Annotated in this window: 16 protein-coding genes and 2 tRNA genes; 13 read left to right on the top strand and 5 right to left on the bottom strand. The window is 45.3% G+C overall.

The genetic code is table 11. The annotated features are described in order from the left end of the window. Positions 1-15 precede the first annotated feature (15 nt). Positions 16-933: an AEC family transporter gene (locus JWV37_RS04805; RefSeq protein ID WP_205458639.1), complete on the bottom strand. Its 918-nt coding sequence runs from the start codon at positions 931-933 to the stop codon at positions 16-18. A gap of 196 nt (positions 934-1,129) precedes the next feature. On the opposite strand from JWV37_RS04805, the gene cheQ reads away from it, so the two are divergent. From cheQ to JWV37_RS04865, 12 genes are all read left to right on the top strand, one after another. Beyond that, on the top strand, positions 1,130-1,606 hold the full coding sequence (cheQ, locus tag JWV37_RS04810) for a cheVAW transcriptional regulator CheQ (RefSeq protein WP_205458640.1): 477 nt from the start codon (positions 1,130-1,132) through the stop codon (positions 1,604-1,606). 149 nt (positions 1,607-1,755) lie between these two features. Further along, positions 1,756-1,833 (top strand) — tRNA-Pro (locus JWV37_RS04815). 497 nt (positions 1,834-2,330) lie between these two features. Next, positions 2,331-2,418, top strand: a tRNA-Ser gene (locus JWV37_RS04820). A gap of 212 nt (positions 2,419-2,630) precedes the next feature. After that, the gene (locus JWV37_RS04825) at positions 2,631-5,195 is read left to right on the top strand and encodes a bifunctional diguanylate cyclase/phosphodiesterase (protein ID WP_205458641.1); all 2,565 of its coding nucleotides are present in this window, start codon (positions 2,631-2,633) and stop codon (positions 5,193-5,195) included. Between the two features lie 96 nt (positions 5,196-5,291). Next, the gene (locus JWV37_RS04830) at positions 5,292-5,996 is read left to right on the top strand and encodes a Bax inhibitor-1/YccA family protein (protein ID WP_205458642.1); all 705 of its coding nucleotides are present in this window, start codon (positions 5,292-5,294) and stop codon (positions 5,994-5,996) included. 3 nt (positions 5,997-5,999) lie between these two features. Further along, complete coding sequence (locus JWV37_RS04835; protein WP_205458643.1) at positions 6,000-6,392, top strand: thiamine-phosphate pyrophosphorylase; 393 nt, start codon at positions 6,000-6,002, stop codon at positions 6,390-6,392. A gap of 68 nt (positions 6,393-6,460) precedes the next feature. Further along, the gene (gene secG, locus JWV37_RS04840) at positions 6,461-6,790 is read left to right on the top strand and encodes a preprotein translocase subunit SecG (protein ID WP_205458644.1); all 330 of its coding nucleotides are present in this window, start codon (positions 6,461-6,463) and stop codon (positions 6,788-6,790) included. A gap of 5 nt (positions 6,791-6,795) precedes the next feature. Continuing rightward, on the top strand, positions 6,796-7,743 hold the full coding sequence (locus JWV37_RS04845) for a polysaccharide deacetylase family protein (RefSeq protein ID WP_205458645.1): 948 nt from the start codon (positions 6,796-6,798) through the stop codon (positions 7,741-7,743). Next, a complete protein-coding gene (frr, locus tag JWV37_RS04850) occupies positions 7,743-8,300 on the top strand; it encodes a ribosome recycling factor (RefSeq protein ID WP_205458646.1) in 558 nt (185 codons plus the stop codon). The genes JWV37_RS04845 and frr overlap by 1 nt, the downstream gene beginning before the upstream one ends. 2 nt (positions 8,301-8,302) lie before the next feature. Next, positions 8,303-8,911 carry an orotate phosphoribosyltransferase gene (gene pyrE / locus JWV37_RS04855; protein ID WP_205458647.1) on the top strand — a complete coding sequence of 203 codons (609 nt, stop codon included), beginning with the start codon at positions 8,303-8,305 and terminating at the stop codon, positions 8,909-8,911. Then, positions 8,911-9,372: an RDD family protein gene (locus tag JWV37_RS04860; protein WP_369407653.1), complete on the top strand. Its 462-nt coding sequence runs from the start codon at positions 8,911-8,913 to the stop codon at positions 9,370-9,372. The genes pyrE and JWV37_RS04860 overlap by 1 nt, the downstream gene beginning before the upstream one ends. Beyond that, positions 9,373-10,455 carry an MFS transporter gene (locus JWV37_RS04865; RefSeq protein ID WP_205458648.1) on the top strand — a complete coding sequence of 361 codons (1,083 nt, stop codon included), beginning with the start codon at positions 9,373-9,375 and terminating at the stop codon, positions 10,453-10,455. It abuts the gene before it with no gap. Here the strand turns inward: JWV37_RS04865 and JWV37_RS04870 are convergent. Then, positions 10,444-10,884 (bottom strand): flagellar basal body-associated FliL family protein, encoded by a 441-nt coding sequence (locus JWV37_RS04870; RefSeq protein ID WP_205458649.1) that lies wholly within the window; start codon positions 10,882-10,884, stop codon positions 10,444-10,446. The two genes, JWV37_RS04865 and JWV37_RS04870, sit on opposite strands and share 12 nt — an antisense overlap. A gap of 119 nt (positions 10,885-11,003) precedes the next feature. Between JWV37_RS04870 and tpx the strand changes: the two genes are divergently transcribed. Beyond that, positions 11,004-11,504, top strand: a complete 501-nt coding sequence (gene tpx, locus JWV37_RS04875; RefSeq protein WP_205458650.1) for a thiol peroxidase — start codon at positions 11,004-11,006, stop codon at positions 11,502-11,504. Positions 11,505-11,507: 3 nt separating this feature from the next. On the opposite strand, the gene JWV37_RS04880 is transcribed toward tpx, so the two are convergent. From JWV37_RS04880 to typA, 3 genes are read right to left on the bottom strand one after another with little or no spacing between them, the layout of a single operon-like run. Next, positions 11,508-12,458 carry a DUF3137 domain-containing protein gene (locus JWV37_RS04880; RefSeq protein ID WP_240332030.1) on the bottom strand — a complete coding sequence of 317 codons (951 nt, stop codon included), beginning with the start codon at positions 12,456-12,458 and terminating at the stop codon, positions 11,508-11,510. Between the two features lie 2 nt (positions 12,459-12,460). After that, positions 12,461-12,997, bottom strand: a complete 537-nt coding sequence (locus JWV37_RS04885; protein WP_205458652.1) for a LemA family protein — start codon at positions 12,995-12,997, stop codon at positions 12,461-12,463. A 9-nt stretch (positions 12,998-13,006) separates the two neighbouring features. Continuing rightward, the gene (gene typA / locus JWV37_RS04890) at positions 13,007-14,815 is read right to left on the bottom strand and encodes a translational GTPase TypA (protein ID WP_205458653.1); all 1,809 of its coding nucleotides are present in this window, start codon (positions 14,813-14,815) and stop codon (positions 13,007-13,009) included. Between the last annotated feature and the right edge of the window lie 14 nt (positions 14,816-14,829).

Here is a 14,829-nt window from a genome sequence, read left to right on the forward strand (position 1 = left end):
TTTACTACCATTTTGTTAAAGTAAAACTGACATTACGATGCTTATTGTTCCAAAGGCCAAGAGCGTTTGGCCTGTGATTAATGTAGACATTAACTCCACATCGCCACCCATTTGACGTGCCAAAATGTATGCCGCTGCCGCTGTTGGCATGGCGGCAAATAAAACCACAATGTCACGCATGAGCCCCTCTAATCCCACAACATAGCAAGCGCCTGCCATCATCAAAGGAAGCACAACAAGTTTTCCCACAGAGGAAATCCAAAAATCAGGCTTGAACGTCCCCAAAGAGCGAAACCGAAGCCCCACCCCAATGGAAAGCAATCCCAAAGGAATCCCCGGAGCGCCCAAAAGCGCCATAATCGGCTCAAGCACAAAAGGAAGGCCGATGGTGCTAAAATTCAAAAACCCGCCTAGCAAACAGGCCAAAATCAAAGGATTGGTCACGATGGACCTGCCCAAGCTCTTGAAAGAAAAGCGCCCTTCATTGACATAAAGCCCAAAAGTGCTCACCGAAAGAACATTGATAGAAGGAATCACAAAGGTAATTAAAAATGCCGCAAGCACAATCCCCTCATCCCCATAAAGGGCATCTATAAGTGCCAAATACACATACGTGTTGTAGCGAATAACCCCTTGGTAGACTGAAGAGTACACGGGGCCTGAGAATTTTATGAAAAACTGCAACACCATGAGTACAACACTCATGAGAACCAAAACACCAAGGACCACCTTAACCATCACTGCCGCGTCGGTGGCATTTTCAAGACTAGCCGTTGCGAGACGATGCACCAAAAGTGCGGGAATAAGCACATAATAGGTCAGCTTATCCAGCAGTGGCCAAAACCCTTCCGCAGGAAAATGCAACCGCTTGAGGCCATAGCCAATAAAAATCAAAGCAAAAATAGGAGAAAGCGCGGTAAATAAGGTCATCATTAGGCATGCTCGCGACAGAAGAATTTAAAAAGGAGAATTGTAACATACGTAAGGAGAAAAGAGGGGCGGGCGACCCCATCTTTTCTTGACAGAACGAGGGCAATCGTTGCGGCATTGAAATAATACGCTTTTTTGGAAACAAAGTAGTTACAAGAACTGATTAAATTTTAGACAATTTCCTAACTGGGGGATATTCATGCAGACGCTAACCCTCTCTTCAAACCATTTTCTTGACAATTTTGTACTGGGTGCCGAATTTGCTGCACATGCTGGCATCTCTGGCAATGCTTACCGCTACTGGAAAAATGGGGTCGCTGCCAAATTTGAAGGCTCGCGTACGGTTTTTTTACGCAAAGATACTATTCCCGCCAAACACACAAAAGCCCTAACACGTTGCACCTGTCTTGACGGACTTGTTCTCTCTCAAGCCTTTTGTGCTTTCACAGGCCTGGCTAGCTCACACCTCACCCAAAGTAACGGTTCAAAGCTCTATGAAAAACTTCACGTCAACACCCTCATGGGTATAAAATTTGTCAATCTCAAACGCTTTTATGACGATTTGGGATTAGCCTATCATTATAATATTTATATTGAAAAGTGCCATTTTTTCGCCCCTTCACCCCTTGAAAAAAAAATCAAACTTACTGATACCTTGTGTGTTGGATATTATTAGGGCATATTTGCAACAACGTTCACCGGTGAAAAAAGAGTGAAAAAGTCTTTACAAGTAAAGAAAAGCAGGCCTGCCAGAAAATCTATTTTGCAAGCGTTGTATTAAAAGGTTTTCTAAGCAAGAGTTGGCTATAGTTCGCATCTCATAGTCGGGGTGTGGCGCAGTCTGGTTAGCGTGCTACCTTGGGGTGGTAGAGGCCGTGGGTTCGAATCCCGCCACTCCGACCATGTTTTCTTCTTCTTAAAACTTCATTGAAACGCATGGTAAATACTCGAAGCAAGTATAGAGACTAAAAACACAACGCCTATTATTAGCCTTATATAAAATCGTCGGTATCTAGGATCTAATGCCATCATAACTCCCTATATGTAATATCGTTTTTCAGTATCATACCAAACTTTGCAAGCCTTTCAATTTTCTTGACTTTTGACAATTCTTTCGTCGTTTCTTTTTGCTAACATTCTCTTCAGTTTATCTCACTTCTTCTCCTGTGGGCTAAATCTAGGGACACACTATGCGTTTGTTTTGGGATTCTTGGTCGTTGCCACACACCTCGCCCAAGAACAGGAAGTGCCAACAAGACATACCTGACACTATGTCCACTCCTACACACACTAACGGCACTTCCTCTTCCCCAAAACAAATGTGCTTTTTCTTCCTCTGCCTTTGTTTTTAACGTCCATATAAGCACAAGTGAGATAAAATTGCCGTCCGCTTATCCTGTAGAGAGGTGTCCGAGCGGTTGAAGGAGCACGCCTGGAACGCGTGTGTGGGGCAACTCACCGTGGGTTCGAATCCCATCCTCTCTGCCATTATATACCCCAGCCTTCCAAAATGCATTGGTAAAATACTCAAAACACAACACCTCCCACATCACTACAAAAAAACATCCTAAAAACACTTATGCCTGTATTGTTGTTTTGCTTTTTCCCTTAGAATAACCTTTTTTCACATAAGTGTTACTTTTTTTAAGTTTTTTTACATTAAAGTAATGCCATTGCAAACAAGTAGGAAAGCCAACATCATGAAACCAAAACAAAAGCTCTTTAAGCATGTTTACATGTATGGGGCGCTTCTCTTTTTTATTTTTATACTTTCTTTTATTGTTATCAATTTTACACAGCACTATCTTAACTTTAAACACACTTCCCAAAAAACCCAGCAAGACTATTTTGCCAACCAACACTACCTTCTTTCTTGGAAAGTTGGGCATTTTATTGAACGTATCCAAAACCGGCAACGCGACACCAAAAATCAAATCCATCGTCTCCTCCAAGAGGAAGTTCACAAGGCCCACGCCCTAGCAAGCAACCTTTACGCTACCTACCAACACTCCCTGCCAAAAGAAACTTTGCAAGAACTGATTGCCGAAGCATTACGTCCTGTGCGCTACATGGAGGACACTGGGTATTTTTTTATCATAAGCGAAGACGGCGCCAAAATTCTTTTTCCCAATAAGCCCGAACAAGAAGGTGCGAACTACTTCCACGAGGCAAATGCGCACAAGCGCAATGTTTTTGGAGCATTAATGACAATTGGACAAACAACGAAAGAGGGGTTTTACAGCTACCAATGGGAAAAACCAAACAGCGACAAAGCCCTCTTTGACAAAACCTCTTACGTTAAATACTTTGAGCCTTACGGCTGGATTATTGGGACAGGTGTCTACACTGACGACATCACTGCAACACTCCAGCAAAGCATTCTTTCTGAGATTGATGGTATGAACTTTGATGCTTTTGAGGAAAATTATTTGTTTGTAGGGCAATGGGATGGCACCGCCCTTACCCATCCAGCCAAAGGAAAAAACATGCTCGATGTGCAAGACGTTAATGGCAAATACGTCGTCCGAGCACTCATCGAAAAAGCCAAAGAAGGTGGTGGATTTATAGAATACGTAATGCCAGACCTAGAGGACAAACGCACCCTCAATAAACTAAGTTACGTCCAAGCCATTCCCGAATGGCAATGGTATGTGGGTTCAGGGGTTTATACCGATGATATTCAAAAGCAGATTGATTTTGAATATGCTAACTTGAAGCATGCCTTTGGCATTTGGCTGCTTGGGTCGCTCTTTTTATTTGGCATAGTAGCACTGGTAATGGCACTGTTTTATCGGCGTTTTAGCCACCGTTTAAAAATGGACTTTGATGCTTTTTTTGCCTTTTTTGACTCTTTGGCCCACTACAATTACCCTATCAACAAATCCCAGCTGAGGTTTTTAGAATTTGATGCTCTTGCCACCAGCGCCAATGCGATGCTTATGGAAAAATTGGATTTAGAAAAAAAACTGGCCCACTTAGCCCATCACGATGCCCTCACTTCGCTCCCCAATCGAACCCTTTTAAACGATCGCATTGAACGCGCCATTGCTGCTTGCAAGAGAGAAAAGCGTCTGATGGCACTTTGTTTTATCGACTTGGACAATTTTAAAAAAATCAACGATAGCTTCGGCCACTCCTATGGCGATGCTGCCTTGTTGCAAGTGGTCGAACGGGTACGTGGTATTTTGCGTGAAACCGATACAATGGCACGCCTTGGTGGCGATGAGTTTGTCCTTGTTTTAGAAAATCTTGAACACAAACAAGATGCTGCTCGCATTTTGGAAAAAGTACAAAAAACCTTTGAAACAGCCTTTATGATACACCGCCAAACTTTCTTTCTTACTTCTAGTATCGGGGTGAGCTTTTACCCCAAAGATGGTGAAAACGGCGAGATACTTTTAAAAAATGCCGACCTTGCCATGTATAAAGCAAAGGCGAGTGGCAAAAATAACTTTTGTTTTTACGAACGCGCCCTATCAAGCGCTTCCTTGGAAATACTGACCATTGAAAATGAACTCAAATCTGCCATTGTCAAGGAGGAGTTTGAAGTGTATTACCAGCCTCAAATTCACCTTCAAACAGGAAAATGCACAGGCTTTGAAGCTTTATTGCGTTGGAACCACCCCCAACAAGGCGTGCTAAGTCCCAACCGTTTTATCGCTTATGCGGAAGAGTCGCGCATGATTTTACCTATTGGGGCTTTTGTCCTCAAACAAGCCTGCCTTGACTTGGTGACTTTACAAAAAACGTTGGGCTTCAAAGGAAGAGTCTCTGTTAATGTTTCAGGTATTCAACTCGAACACGATGATTTCGTAAATACACTAGAGCATGTTTTAGCCCAAACAGGCATCAACCCAGACGCTCTTGAGCTAGAGATTACGGAGTCTGTTTTCATGAAAGATGCTTTGCGTTGGATTGCTATCTTGGACAACATCCGTGCCTTGGGTGTGAAAATTGCCATTGATGATTTTGGCACAGGGTATTCTTCTCTAAGCTATTTGCGTCGCCTTCCTGTGGATAAGCTCAAAATCGACATCTCTTTTGTGCGCGATTTACCCGAGCACAAAGATGCCAGAGCCATTGCTAAAGCCATTATCGTTTTAGCCAAAAGCATGCAAATGACAACCTTGGCTGAGGGCATCGAAACCCCTGAACAAGCTGAGTTTTTAATCCAAGAAGGGTGCAGCGAAGGTCAAGGTTTTTACTACCAAAAAGGGATGAATTTCTCCACCCTTAACACGTGGCTTATAGCCAACAGTAGGTGATTCAACCCTTTACATGTAAAGACATTTAACCTCCATTTACCTCTTTTTTGCTATACTATCTCTTCGTAAAATTTATCATTTACACTAGGAGTAAACATGGCGTTGTACGACAGAGACTACATCCAAAACCAAGCCGCTGGAGGCTACGGTGAAAGTGCTGCACAGGCGCAAACAAGACTTTCGGTCTTTATTAAGCAAACCTATCAGCTTTTTGCCGCTTCCTTGCTTGCCGCAAGCGCTGGGGCGTATGTGGGCATTGGAATGGCCCCTGCCATCGCAGCGTGGTTTTGGCCCCTTGTGATTTTAGAGTTTGTCTGCTTGTTTGGACTGTATGCTGCCAAACGCAAAGCAGGACTTAACCTTGCCCTTTTATTTGGGTTTACCTTTTTAAGTGGCTTAACACTTACTCCGTTACTCTCCAATATCCTTGGCATGCCAGGTGGAGCGGGTATTGTGGCGAACGCGTTTGCGCTCACTACGGTTGCTTTTGGTGGACTTTCCGTATTTGCGATGAATACAAAACGTGATTTTAGTGCTATGGGCAAAATGCTCTTTATTGCGCTTATTATCATGATCGTAGCATCCTTGTTTAACATCTTTCTTGGTAGCCCAGTGTTTCAACTTGCTATCGCCAGTGGCGGGGCTTTGCTTTTTAGCGGGTTCATTTTGTACGACACGCAAAACATCATCAAAGGTGCGTATGAAACTCCGATTGAGGGTGCTATTGCGTTGTATTTAGATTTTTTAAACCTTTTTGTTTCTTTGCTTCAAATCTTTGGCATTCTTGGAAACCGAGACTAAGCGTTGAAATCCCTTCCGGCGAATGTACTTCGCATTCTTGACGCCAACCTTAACCGCCTTCGGGAGGGGTTGCGCGTCTTAGAAGACATCCGCCGTTACGGGTTTGATGACCAACCCCTTGCATTCAAACTTAAAGCATTGCGCCACGAAGCCAGACTTCCTGATGGTTTTGCCTTACTTCACGCCCGCGATATTCAAAATGATGTCCTCAAAACCACCACTCACAGCGAAGCTTCGCGCGCTTCATTAGAGGGCATTGCCCTTGCCAACATCAAGCGTGCCCAAGAAAGCGCACGTGTTTTAGAAGAACTTTTAAAACTCGAAGACAGCGCTCAAGCGGAACGCTTTAAGCAGATTCGCTACGCCCTCTACGACATTGAAAAATCACTTTTTTAACCAATTTTTAGCTACTTTTAGATAAAATCACCCTTCATCCTAAGCTTACATCAAAAGGAAATAGTATTATGACCAGTCTTTTATTGGTTACCCAATTCGTTTTTACTGCAATTTTAACCGTTGCTGTCTTGTTGCAAAAAAGTTCATCCATTGGCCTTGGAGCTTACAGTGGAAGCAATGAGTCGCTTTTTGGCGCCAAAGGTCCTGCGGGATTTTTAGCAAAATTCACGTTTGCCATTGGCCTTCTCTTTGTGGTCAACACCCTTGCCCTTGGATATTTTTACAATACTGAGAAAAAAGACTCCATTGCTGAACAGATTCAAGGTATCGTTCCAAGCGCAATCCCCAGCACGCTTCCTCAGACCCAACAAGCACCCCAAGCGCCTAAGGCCGAATAGTCCTCATGCGCTTTTTATTTCTTTGGTTAGTGGTGTGGTGTGTGCAAAGTGTTGCGGATGCACATCTGTTTGTCTACCACCGCTTTGGTGATGACAGGCACCCCTCAACCAATATCCCCACCGAAAAACTTCGTGAACAATTTACCTACTTTAAAGAGCGCGGGTATAAAGTTGTTCCTCTTGAAGATGTTGTGCAGCGCATTCACGCTAAAGAGGCCATTCCTGACACATGGGTCGTACTGACCATTGACGATAATTACAAAAGCTTTTATGACAACGGTTTAGCGCTTTTTAAAGAATTTGGATACCCTTTTACGCTATTTGTTTACACAGGTGCCACCCAACGAGGCTATGGAGATTATGCAACGTGGGAACAGTTGCATGAGATTGGCAAATATGGGGAGCTTGCTTTTCACTCCCATGAACACCCAAACATGACCCAGCTTGATGATGACGCACTCAAAAAAGATTTTGAAACAGGTATGGCGCTTTTTGAAAAGCATCTGGGTAAAAAAGCACGCTATTTTAGCTACCCTTACGGCGAATACGATGAGCGCGTCAAAGCTATTGCCTCTTCTTACGATTTTGAGGCCATTATAAACCAAAACATGGGAGCCGTCTCCCATCAAAGCGATCTTCTCAATCTTGACCGCTCTGCCTTAGGCGAAAACTCCAACCTTGGAACCCTTCTTAGCTACCGTCATTTAAATGCCAAATGGTTGGCACCAAAAACCTATCCTAAAGATTCCAAACTAAACACGGTAGAAGTAGAAATTCAAGAGAAAACAAAGCAAGCAGGGCTCTATATCACTGGCCTTGGATGGCAAGAAATACCCGTAGAAGAAGGCATTATCCGTTATACTGTCGACCAAACACTCACCCATGACCGTACGCGACTCATTTTGAGTGTTGGAAAAAAAATTAGCACCCATATTCTCATAAAGGACCACTAATGTTAGAGGAAATTTTCTTCGAGCAAGAAGAACACGCGGCCAAAAGTATCGACGCCCTAAAACGTGACTTTGGAACCTTGCGCACCGGCAAAGTTTCGGTTAATATCCTTGACAATATTCAAGTTAATTACTACGGAACACCCACAGCACTCAACCAAGTTGCCACGGTGCTCGCCAGTGATGCCACCACCATTAGCATCACGCCATGGGAAAAAAACATGGTTAAAGAGATTGAGACATCTATTCGTGCGGCAAACATTGGTGTAAACCCTAACAATGACGGCGTAAGCATCAAGCTCTATTTTCCACCCATGACCGTAGAACAACGTCAAGACAACGTCAAAAAAGCCAAAGCCATGTGCGAAAAAGCCAAAGTGGCTATCCGCAACGTGCGCAAAGACGCCAATGACAAAATCAAAAAACTCGAAAAAGAGAAAGAGATTACCGAAGACGAATCAAAAAAAGCCCACGATGATGTGCAAAAAATCACGGACACTTATGTGGAAAAAGTAGACCAAGCCTTCAAAGAAAAAGAAGCTGAATTGCTAAAAGTATAACCATGAACCTCGAAGCACTTTACAAAGAAGCGGGCGCCTATCTTGAAGGGCATTTTCTCCTCAGCAGCGGCAACCACTCGCAATTTTACCTCCAAAGCGCCAAGGTATTGGAAGACCCCAAGCTTGCAGGCAAACTTGCCGAAGCTCTAGCACAACAAATTCATGACGCGGGCTTAGAGATCGACACGGTTTGCTCTCCGGCTTTGGGCGGAGTGCTCGCAGGCTATGAACTGGCGCGGGCTTTACATGTAAGGTTTATTTTCACTGAGCGCGTCAACGGTGCAATGCAACTGCGCCGCGGGTTTGACGTTGCGCCCAATGAGCGGATTTTAGTCTGTGAAGACATCATCACCACAGGAGGTTCCGCCCTAGAAGCGGCAGCTTGTGTGGAAGCATTGGGGGCTAAAGTGCTTGGTTTTGCGGCCTTAGCCAACCGAGGATTCTGCAAACGTGCGGGTAGCAAACTCCCTGCAAGCCCTACATGTAAACTTCCTGACGACGCGCCTTTTTTTGCTCTGGGGGACTTTACCTTTGATATTTATAGCCCAGAACAATGTCCTTTGTGTCAAGACGGCTCCTCTGCCATCAAACCCGGTAGCAGAGGAAACTAGTGCGTTGGCGCAACCTCAAGCAAGGCAAAAAAGCACCTCCTAAAGGGCCAAAGCCTTGCGCACCCCTTGCGCCTTGGCCTTCTCGCGTGAAAGCTTTTATCATCGATGTGTTTATGATCTACCTTCCTTTGCTGTACATTACAACCTACGGTATTTTGGGAAGCAAAGAAGCGTTTCAATCCAATCAATTCGCAATCTTTCTTGTGGTGCTTTTGTTCGGCGCGATTTTAGCACTCTTTCAAAGCCGCTCAGGCCAAAGCCCCGGCTACCGCTTGTACCGTTTGCGCCTTATCGACACGCGCACCCAAAAACCGCCCACTTTTTTCATGGCACTCGCGCGCTATGCTCTTTTTTTAGTAGCGGGTACTTCGCTGGTGGGCGTGATGCTTTCTCCTTTTCGCAAAGACGGCAAAAACCTCCACGACCTTCTTACCCCTACCCAACCTACTGCTGTTGCTTAAATGTTTTTTCGTATTTCTGGGTTTTTTTATTTTTACTTTTCCATCGTGGGTGTTTATGTCATTTTTCTACCCAAAATCCTTCAAACCCTAGGCTACACCAGTGCGCAAATTGGCCTTGTTTTTGCCATCGCACCTTTAACACGTTTTATCGTTCCTTTTTTCTTTCAAAAGTGGTTTTCCCTCACCCAGCAAGTATTCTACGGTGCATTGGGGCTTGCCCTCGTGAGCGCCTTGCTCTTTTATGTTACCTTGCCTCACGTGTGGTTATTTTTGATTCCCAACATGCTTTTTGGAGGAGCGCTTGGGCTTATTTTGCCCTTTATTGAAACCTACTCGTTGGAGTTTTTAGGCAAAGCACGCTTTGGAAAAGCACGGTTGTTTGGCTCTCTTGGGTTTATGATGGTGGGCATTGTGCTGGCCATGCTACTTGAAAACCCTTACATGGGCTTGCATTTTTTTCTTGCGGGAGTCTCTTTAATGGTCTGTTTTGGGCTACTCATTACCCTAAAAAATAGCCATTTCACTTCACCCAATACCGCACACGGCGGAAGCATTAACCTTAGGTCTCAGTTGGGCTTTTGGGTGAGTTTATTTTTGATGCAGGTGAGTTTTGGGGCATTTTATAATTTTTTTACCATCTACCAAACCGACTACGGCGTTAGCCTCACTGTGACGAGCTGGATGTGGGCCTTTGGGGTGATTTGTGAAATCGGGTTGTTTTATTTTCAAGGGCCCATTTTGCAAAAATACGGTCTTTTAGGGTTGGTGCAATTTTCTACTCTCATGACAGCGTTACGGTGGCTTATTTTATTTATCTTTCCAGGGTCTGTGGTGTTTGCTTTTATCTCTCAAGCCTTTCACGCCTTTAGTTTTGCCCTTCACCATACCGCAGCCTTTAGCTATTTGCACTCTGTTTACGCCAACCGTCGGCTGGCGGCGCAGTTTTACTATGGGTTTTCTTTTGGGCTAGGGGGCTTTACGGGTGCGCTGATTGCAGGGTGGGTGTACGGGCCTTATCTGTATTTGGTAGCAAGCGCCATAGCTTTTTTGGGGTTTTTAGCCTGCAGGTTTTTACCGCGCTAGCACGAAATTTTGAAAATACACGCCTTCTAGCTCAAGGCCAAGCTGTTGTCTCGCTTCTTGTTTAATGCGCTCTTTAAACTGCTCTTTTCCCTGAGGCGTGGCTAAAACGTCCCCATCTTCTGCTGATGCAATATGCAAGACCAATCGACGCAAAGGCTCTCTTAGTCTGTCTACTTCTGCTTTGGCGGCACGATTTCCTGCTTTAACCGCAATTTCTGCTTTTAAAAAACTGTAAGGCCCCTTGGAAAGATTAATCAAAATTTGGTCAAGACCCGTCTCCAAAGGATCGGTACTAATGCGTGCACTCGCGGGCTTTGCTCCCACGCCAAAACGCGGCCCTTCTTTGAAAAATGTCCCGTAAATCAAATAGGTCATGGCCATCACAATGACAACAACGAGAGCGATCTTGCCTACCTTATATCCACCCATACTTAGCTCCTTGAAACCTAGAGGCGTATTATAGCACGGGCCAAGTTAACTCCTCAAATAAAGACTCTTTTTATCCGCTTTTACCTATACTGTTGTAACATTATCACAAAGGAATCACTATGGCTCAAACTGCTCTCAAAGGATCTCCCGTTTCACTCGCAGGAACACAACTTAATGTTGGCGATCTTGCCCCTTCAGTCACCGTTATTGGAAAAGATTTAGGAGAAATCACTGTAGGTGGCAGCAAAGGCAAAAAGCAACTGCTTGTTGTTGTTCCTTCTCTTGATACCGCTGTGTGTGCCTCAGAAACGCGCAAATTTAACGTCGAAGCCGCCAAAACACCCGACACAGAAGTTACCATCGTCTCTATGGACCTTCCTTTTGCTATGGGGCGTTTTTGTACCACAGAGGGCATTGAAAATCTTGCCGTTGGCAGCGACTTTAGAAACAAAGCCTTTGCCTCTTCTTATGGAGTTTTACTCGCCGATGGGCCTTTAGCTGGCCTTACATGTAGAGCTGTTTTTGTGGTAGACGCTCAGGGTAAAATCACCTATAAAGAGATTGTTCCTGAAATCACCGCTGAACCCGATTACGAAGCTGCACTGGCAGCATTACGCTAACCTTTAGCCCGCTTCATGCGGGCTTTTAAGTCCTAATGCCTCCACAGTTCCATACATCAAAGCAAGCATTTGCGCGTGTTTTTCCACTGTTTTAAACGCGCCAAGAGGTTGGGAGAGTGCTGGCTCAAAGCTTGGCTTCCCATAAGAAAATCCCAGAAAAATATGCCCCGCAATAAAGCTTACATGTAAAGGTGTTTTTGCGTGATTTTTGAGTGCCAATAACCGCTCCATTATCACAGGAGAGAGAAGATAACGGGCTTCAATTTGATCCTCACTAAACACAACAAAAGCACGCTCAAAGTTAGGATTGTCCAACTTAACCAGCGCCCCGCGCCTATCAAGTCCCTGCACAAGCGTTCCAAAATCTCCCAATATTTTTTGAGCCACATCGGGCAAAACCCAGGTTTTTTTGTGAAAGAGCCTAGGAAAAGGTGCCATGAAAAAAAACCCTTCAAAAAGGGTATGGCGTGTGGATTTACCTTTGGTGTTTTTAGTGGTGTATGTTGCTTTGACATCGCTCCACGTCACCTCTACACCCGCGATGTTTCCCTTAACCAAATCGTCTCCACCGTAGGTGTCAAAATCCCGTGTAAAAAACGCCGCTTGTCTAAACATGTGAGGGCTCATGTGGCCTTGTGGCGCATAAGAAAGCCCCAAATACTCGACCATGCGGCCGATGAGATGCTCCTTAAAAAGCCCACAAAAGGTGCGTGTGAGGTGTTTTTCGTGCAACATGCACCCCGCGCTCCCAAGCGTCAAAGCAAAAAAGAGCGCAAAAAGGTGTTCTTCTTTAAAAAGGGTGTTGACAAAGACCAAAAACAGCAACCCCGCCCCAAGTGCCCAATAGACCCTGGAGCTCTTAACCCGCGCGTAAGCCTCAAGACGCTGCGTTTCTAAAAAAGAGATTTCTTCTTTCAGTGTCGTGTAAAAATAATCAAGTAATGCGCCGTACATGGTCACGTACGAGGGGTTTGGCGCTCATGCGTTTGAGCTTCAAATAGCTGTTTGCGCCTATACCCCAACACCTGTGCCAAAAATTTTGCAGGAACCATCTCTATGGCGTTGTTGTAATCTGTGACGCTTTGATTGTATGCCCGACGTGCGGCGCTAATGTATTCTTCTGTATCCGCTAGGGTGCGTTGCAATTGCAAGACGTTGGCATTAGCCGTAAGCTCAGGGTACGCTTCCACCTTTACATGTAAGGCGTCAAGGGCGCGGGTGAGTTGGGCGTGAATGGGAAGAAGTGTTTCGGGAGTATGCGCACGCATGCCCGCTTCGCGAAGGTGCGTCAAATGCTCTAGTAAAACGCGTTCGTGGGAAAGGGCTTGTTGGGAAAGGGCGACGAGATTAGGGATGAGGTCGTAGCGTTTTTTAAGCTGCACCTCAAGCCCTGCAAAGATATTATCAACCTGATTGCGTCGCCCTACTAAAAAATTATAAAAAAGAATAACCACCAGTGCAAAGAAGCCAAAAACAATGGCAAAGCTTTGCACAGTGCTGACTTACTTGGCGTTACGTGCCAAACGTTTTCGCACGGTCGGGTCAAGGTAACGCTTACGCACCCGAATGCTCTTGGGTGTAACCTCTACCAACTCATCTTCCTCAATCCACTCTAACGCACGCTCAAGGTTCAAAAGACGGGGTGGCACAAGTTTAATGGCATCATCTGCCCCTGAAGAGCGCACGTTGGAGAGCTGCTTACCTTTGATGGGATTGACATCCAAATCATTAGGGCGTGAATGCTCACCAATAATCATGCCCGTGTACACTTTGGTTTGGGGCCCGCAAAAAAGAATACCGCGCTCTTGCAGGTTAAAGAGCGAATACCCCAACGCTTCACCGTTTTCCATAGAAACAAGAGCACCGTTGGTGCGGTGTTCTACGCCACCAATGTAAGGGCGAAATTCCAAAAATGAATGGTTCATGATGCCCTCGCCCTTGGTGTCGGTAAGAAACTGACTACGAAAGCCGATAAGCCCGCGTGCAGGGATTTCAAACTCAATGCGCGTTTGGCCATCACCCGTGGGATTCATGGCTGTCATTTCTGCCTTGCGTTTGCCAAGTTTTTCAATCACAGCGCCAGTGAATTCATCAGGAACATCTACTACTAAATGCTCATAAGGCTCCATTTTGACGCCTTCTTCTTCTTTAATAATAACTTCAGGACGGCCAAGAGTCATCTCAAAGCCCTCGCGACGCATGTTTTCTGCCAAAATCGTAATCTGAAGTTCACCACGGCCTGAGACTTTAAAGCGTCCCTCTCCGATAGACTCATACCGCATGGCGATGTTGGTTTTCATCTCCGCCTCAAGACGTTCAGAAAGTTTGTTGGAAGTAACGTGTTTTCCCTCTAGTCCTGCAAGAGGCGAGTCATTGACCCCAAATACAACGGTCAAGGTAGGTTCTTCGATGTGCAACGGGTCAAGGGGCATGGGGTTATTGGGGTCTACAATACTGTCGCCTACGTCCAAGGTTTCAAAACCTGCAATAGCAATGATGTCTCCTGAGTGAGCCTCTTCAATGTCTGTGCGCACTAAACCTAAAAAGCCAATAAGCTTACTGATACGGCCACTGACGCGTTCCCCATCGGCTTTGGCGAGCATCACAGTTTGGTTTTTTTTGACCGTTCCGTTAAAAATCCGCGCGATTCCAATCTTGCCGACGTAGTTGTCATAATCCAGCGTAAACACTTGAAGTTGCAAAGGATTGTCGATACTGCCTGTGGGTGCAGGAACATGCTCTAAAATCGCTTCGAACAAGGGAATCATGTTTTCACTAGGGTCATCCATGTGGTGTTTGGCGTAGCCGTTGATGGCCGCAGCGTACACCACAGGGAATTCCAGCTGTGCATCGTTAGCATCCAACGCGACAAAAAGGTCAAAAATTTCGTTAATGACGCGGTCTGGGTCTGCGGCGGGCTTGTCGATTTTGTTAATCACAACGATGGGGCGAAGTCCCAATGAGAGGGCTTTTTTTACCACAAACTTGGTTTGAGGCATAACGCCCTCTTGGGCATCCACAAGCAACAGTACGCCATCGACCATTTTAAGCACGCGCTCCACTTCCCCGCCAAAGTCGGCGTGGCCTGGGGTGTCGATGATGTTAATTTTGGCGTCTTTGTAATGAATCGCAGTATTTTTGGCAAGAATGGTAATGCCGCGCTCTTTTTCAATGGCATTGGAGTCCATTACGCGCTCATCCACCGCTTGGTGTGCTGAAAAAGTACCTGATTGTTTTAAAAGTTCGTCCACAAGGGTGGTTTTGCCGTGGTCAACGTGCGCGATAACGGCGATGTTACGTAAATTTCTCAAAAAATGCTCCTGAT

It is taken from the genome of Sulfurospirillum tamanense, assembly GCF_016937535.1.
GTDB lineage: Bacteria > Campylobacterota > Campylobacteria > Campylobacterales > Campylobacteraceae > Sulfurospirillum_B > Sulfurospirillum_B tamanense.

Excerpts from the sequence above, each read along its gene's own strand:
- JWV37_RS04805 (WP_205458639.1), bottom strand. The coding sequence starts at position 933 with ATGATGACCTTATTTACCGCGCTTTCTCCTATTTTTGCTTTGATTTTT.
- cheQ (WP_205458640.1), top strand. The coding sequence starts at position 1,130 with ATGCAGACGCTAACCCTCTCTTCAAACCATTTTCTTGACAATTTTGTA.
- JWV37_RS04825 (WP_205458641.1), top strand. The coding sequence starts at position 2,631 with ATGAAACCAAAACAAAAGCTCTTTAAGCATGTTTACATGTATGGGGCG.
- JWV37_RS04830 (WP_205458642.1), top strand. The coding sequence starts at position 5,292 with ATGGCGTTGTACGACAGAGACTACATCCAAAACCAAGCCGCTGGAGGC.
- secG (WP_205458644.1), top strand. The coding sequence starts at position 6,461 with ATGACCAGTCTTTTATTGGTTACCCAATTCGTTTTTACTGCAATTTTA.
- JWV37_RS04845 (WP_205458645.1), top strand. The coding sequence starts at position 6,796 with ATGCGCTTTTTATTTCTTTGGTTAGTGGTGTGGTGTGTGCAAAGTGTT.
- frr (WP_205458646.1), top strand. The coding sequence starts at position 7,743 with ATGTTAGAGGAAATTTTCTTCGAGCAAGAAGAACACGCGGCCAAAAGT.
- pyrE (WP_205458647.1), top strand. The coding sequence starts at position 8,303 with ATGAACCTCGAAGCACTTTACAAAGAAGCGGGCGCCTATCTTGAAGGG.
- JWV37_RS04865 (WP_205458648.1), top strand. The coding sequence starts at position 9,373 with ATGTTTTTTCGTATTTCTGGGTTTTTTTATTTTTACTTTTCCATCGTG.
- JWV37_RS04870 (WP_205458649.1), bottom strand. The coding sequence starts at position 10,884 with ATGGGTGGATATAAGGTAGGCAAGATCGCTCTCGTTGTTGTCATTGTG.
- tpx (WP_205458650.1), top strand. The coding sequence starts at position 11,004 with ATGGCTCAAACTGCTCTCAAAGGATCTCCCGTTTCACTCGCAGGAACA.
- JWV37_RS04880 (WP_240332030.1), bottom strand. The coding sequence starts at position 12,458 with ATGTACGGCGCATTACTTGATTATTTTTACACGACACTGAAAGAAGAA.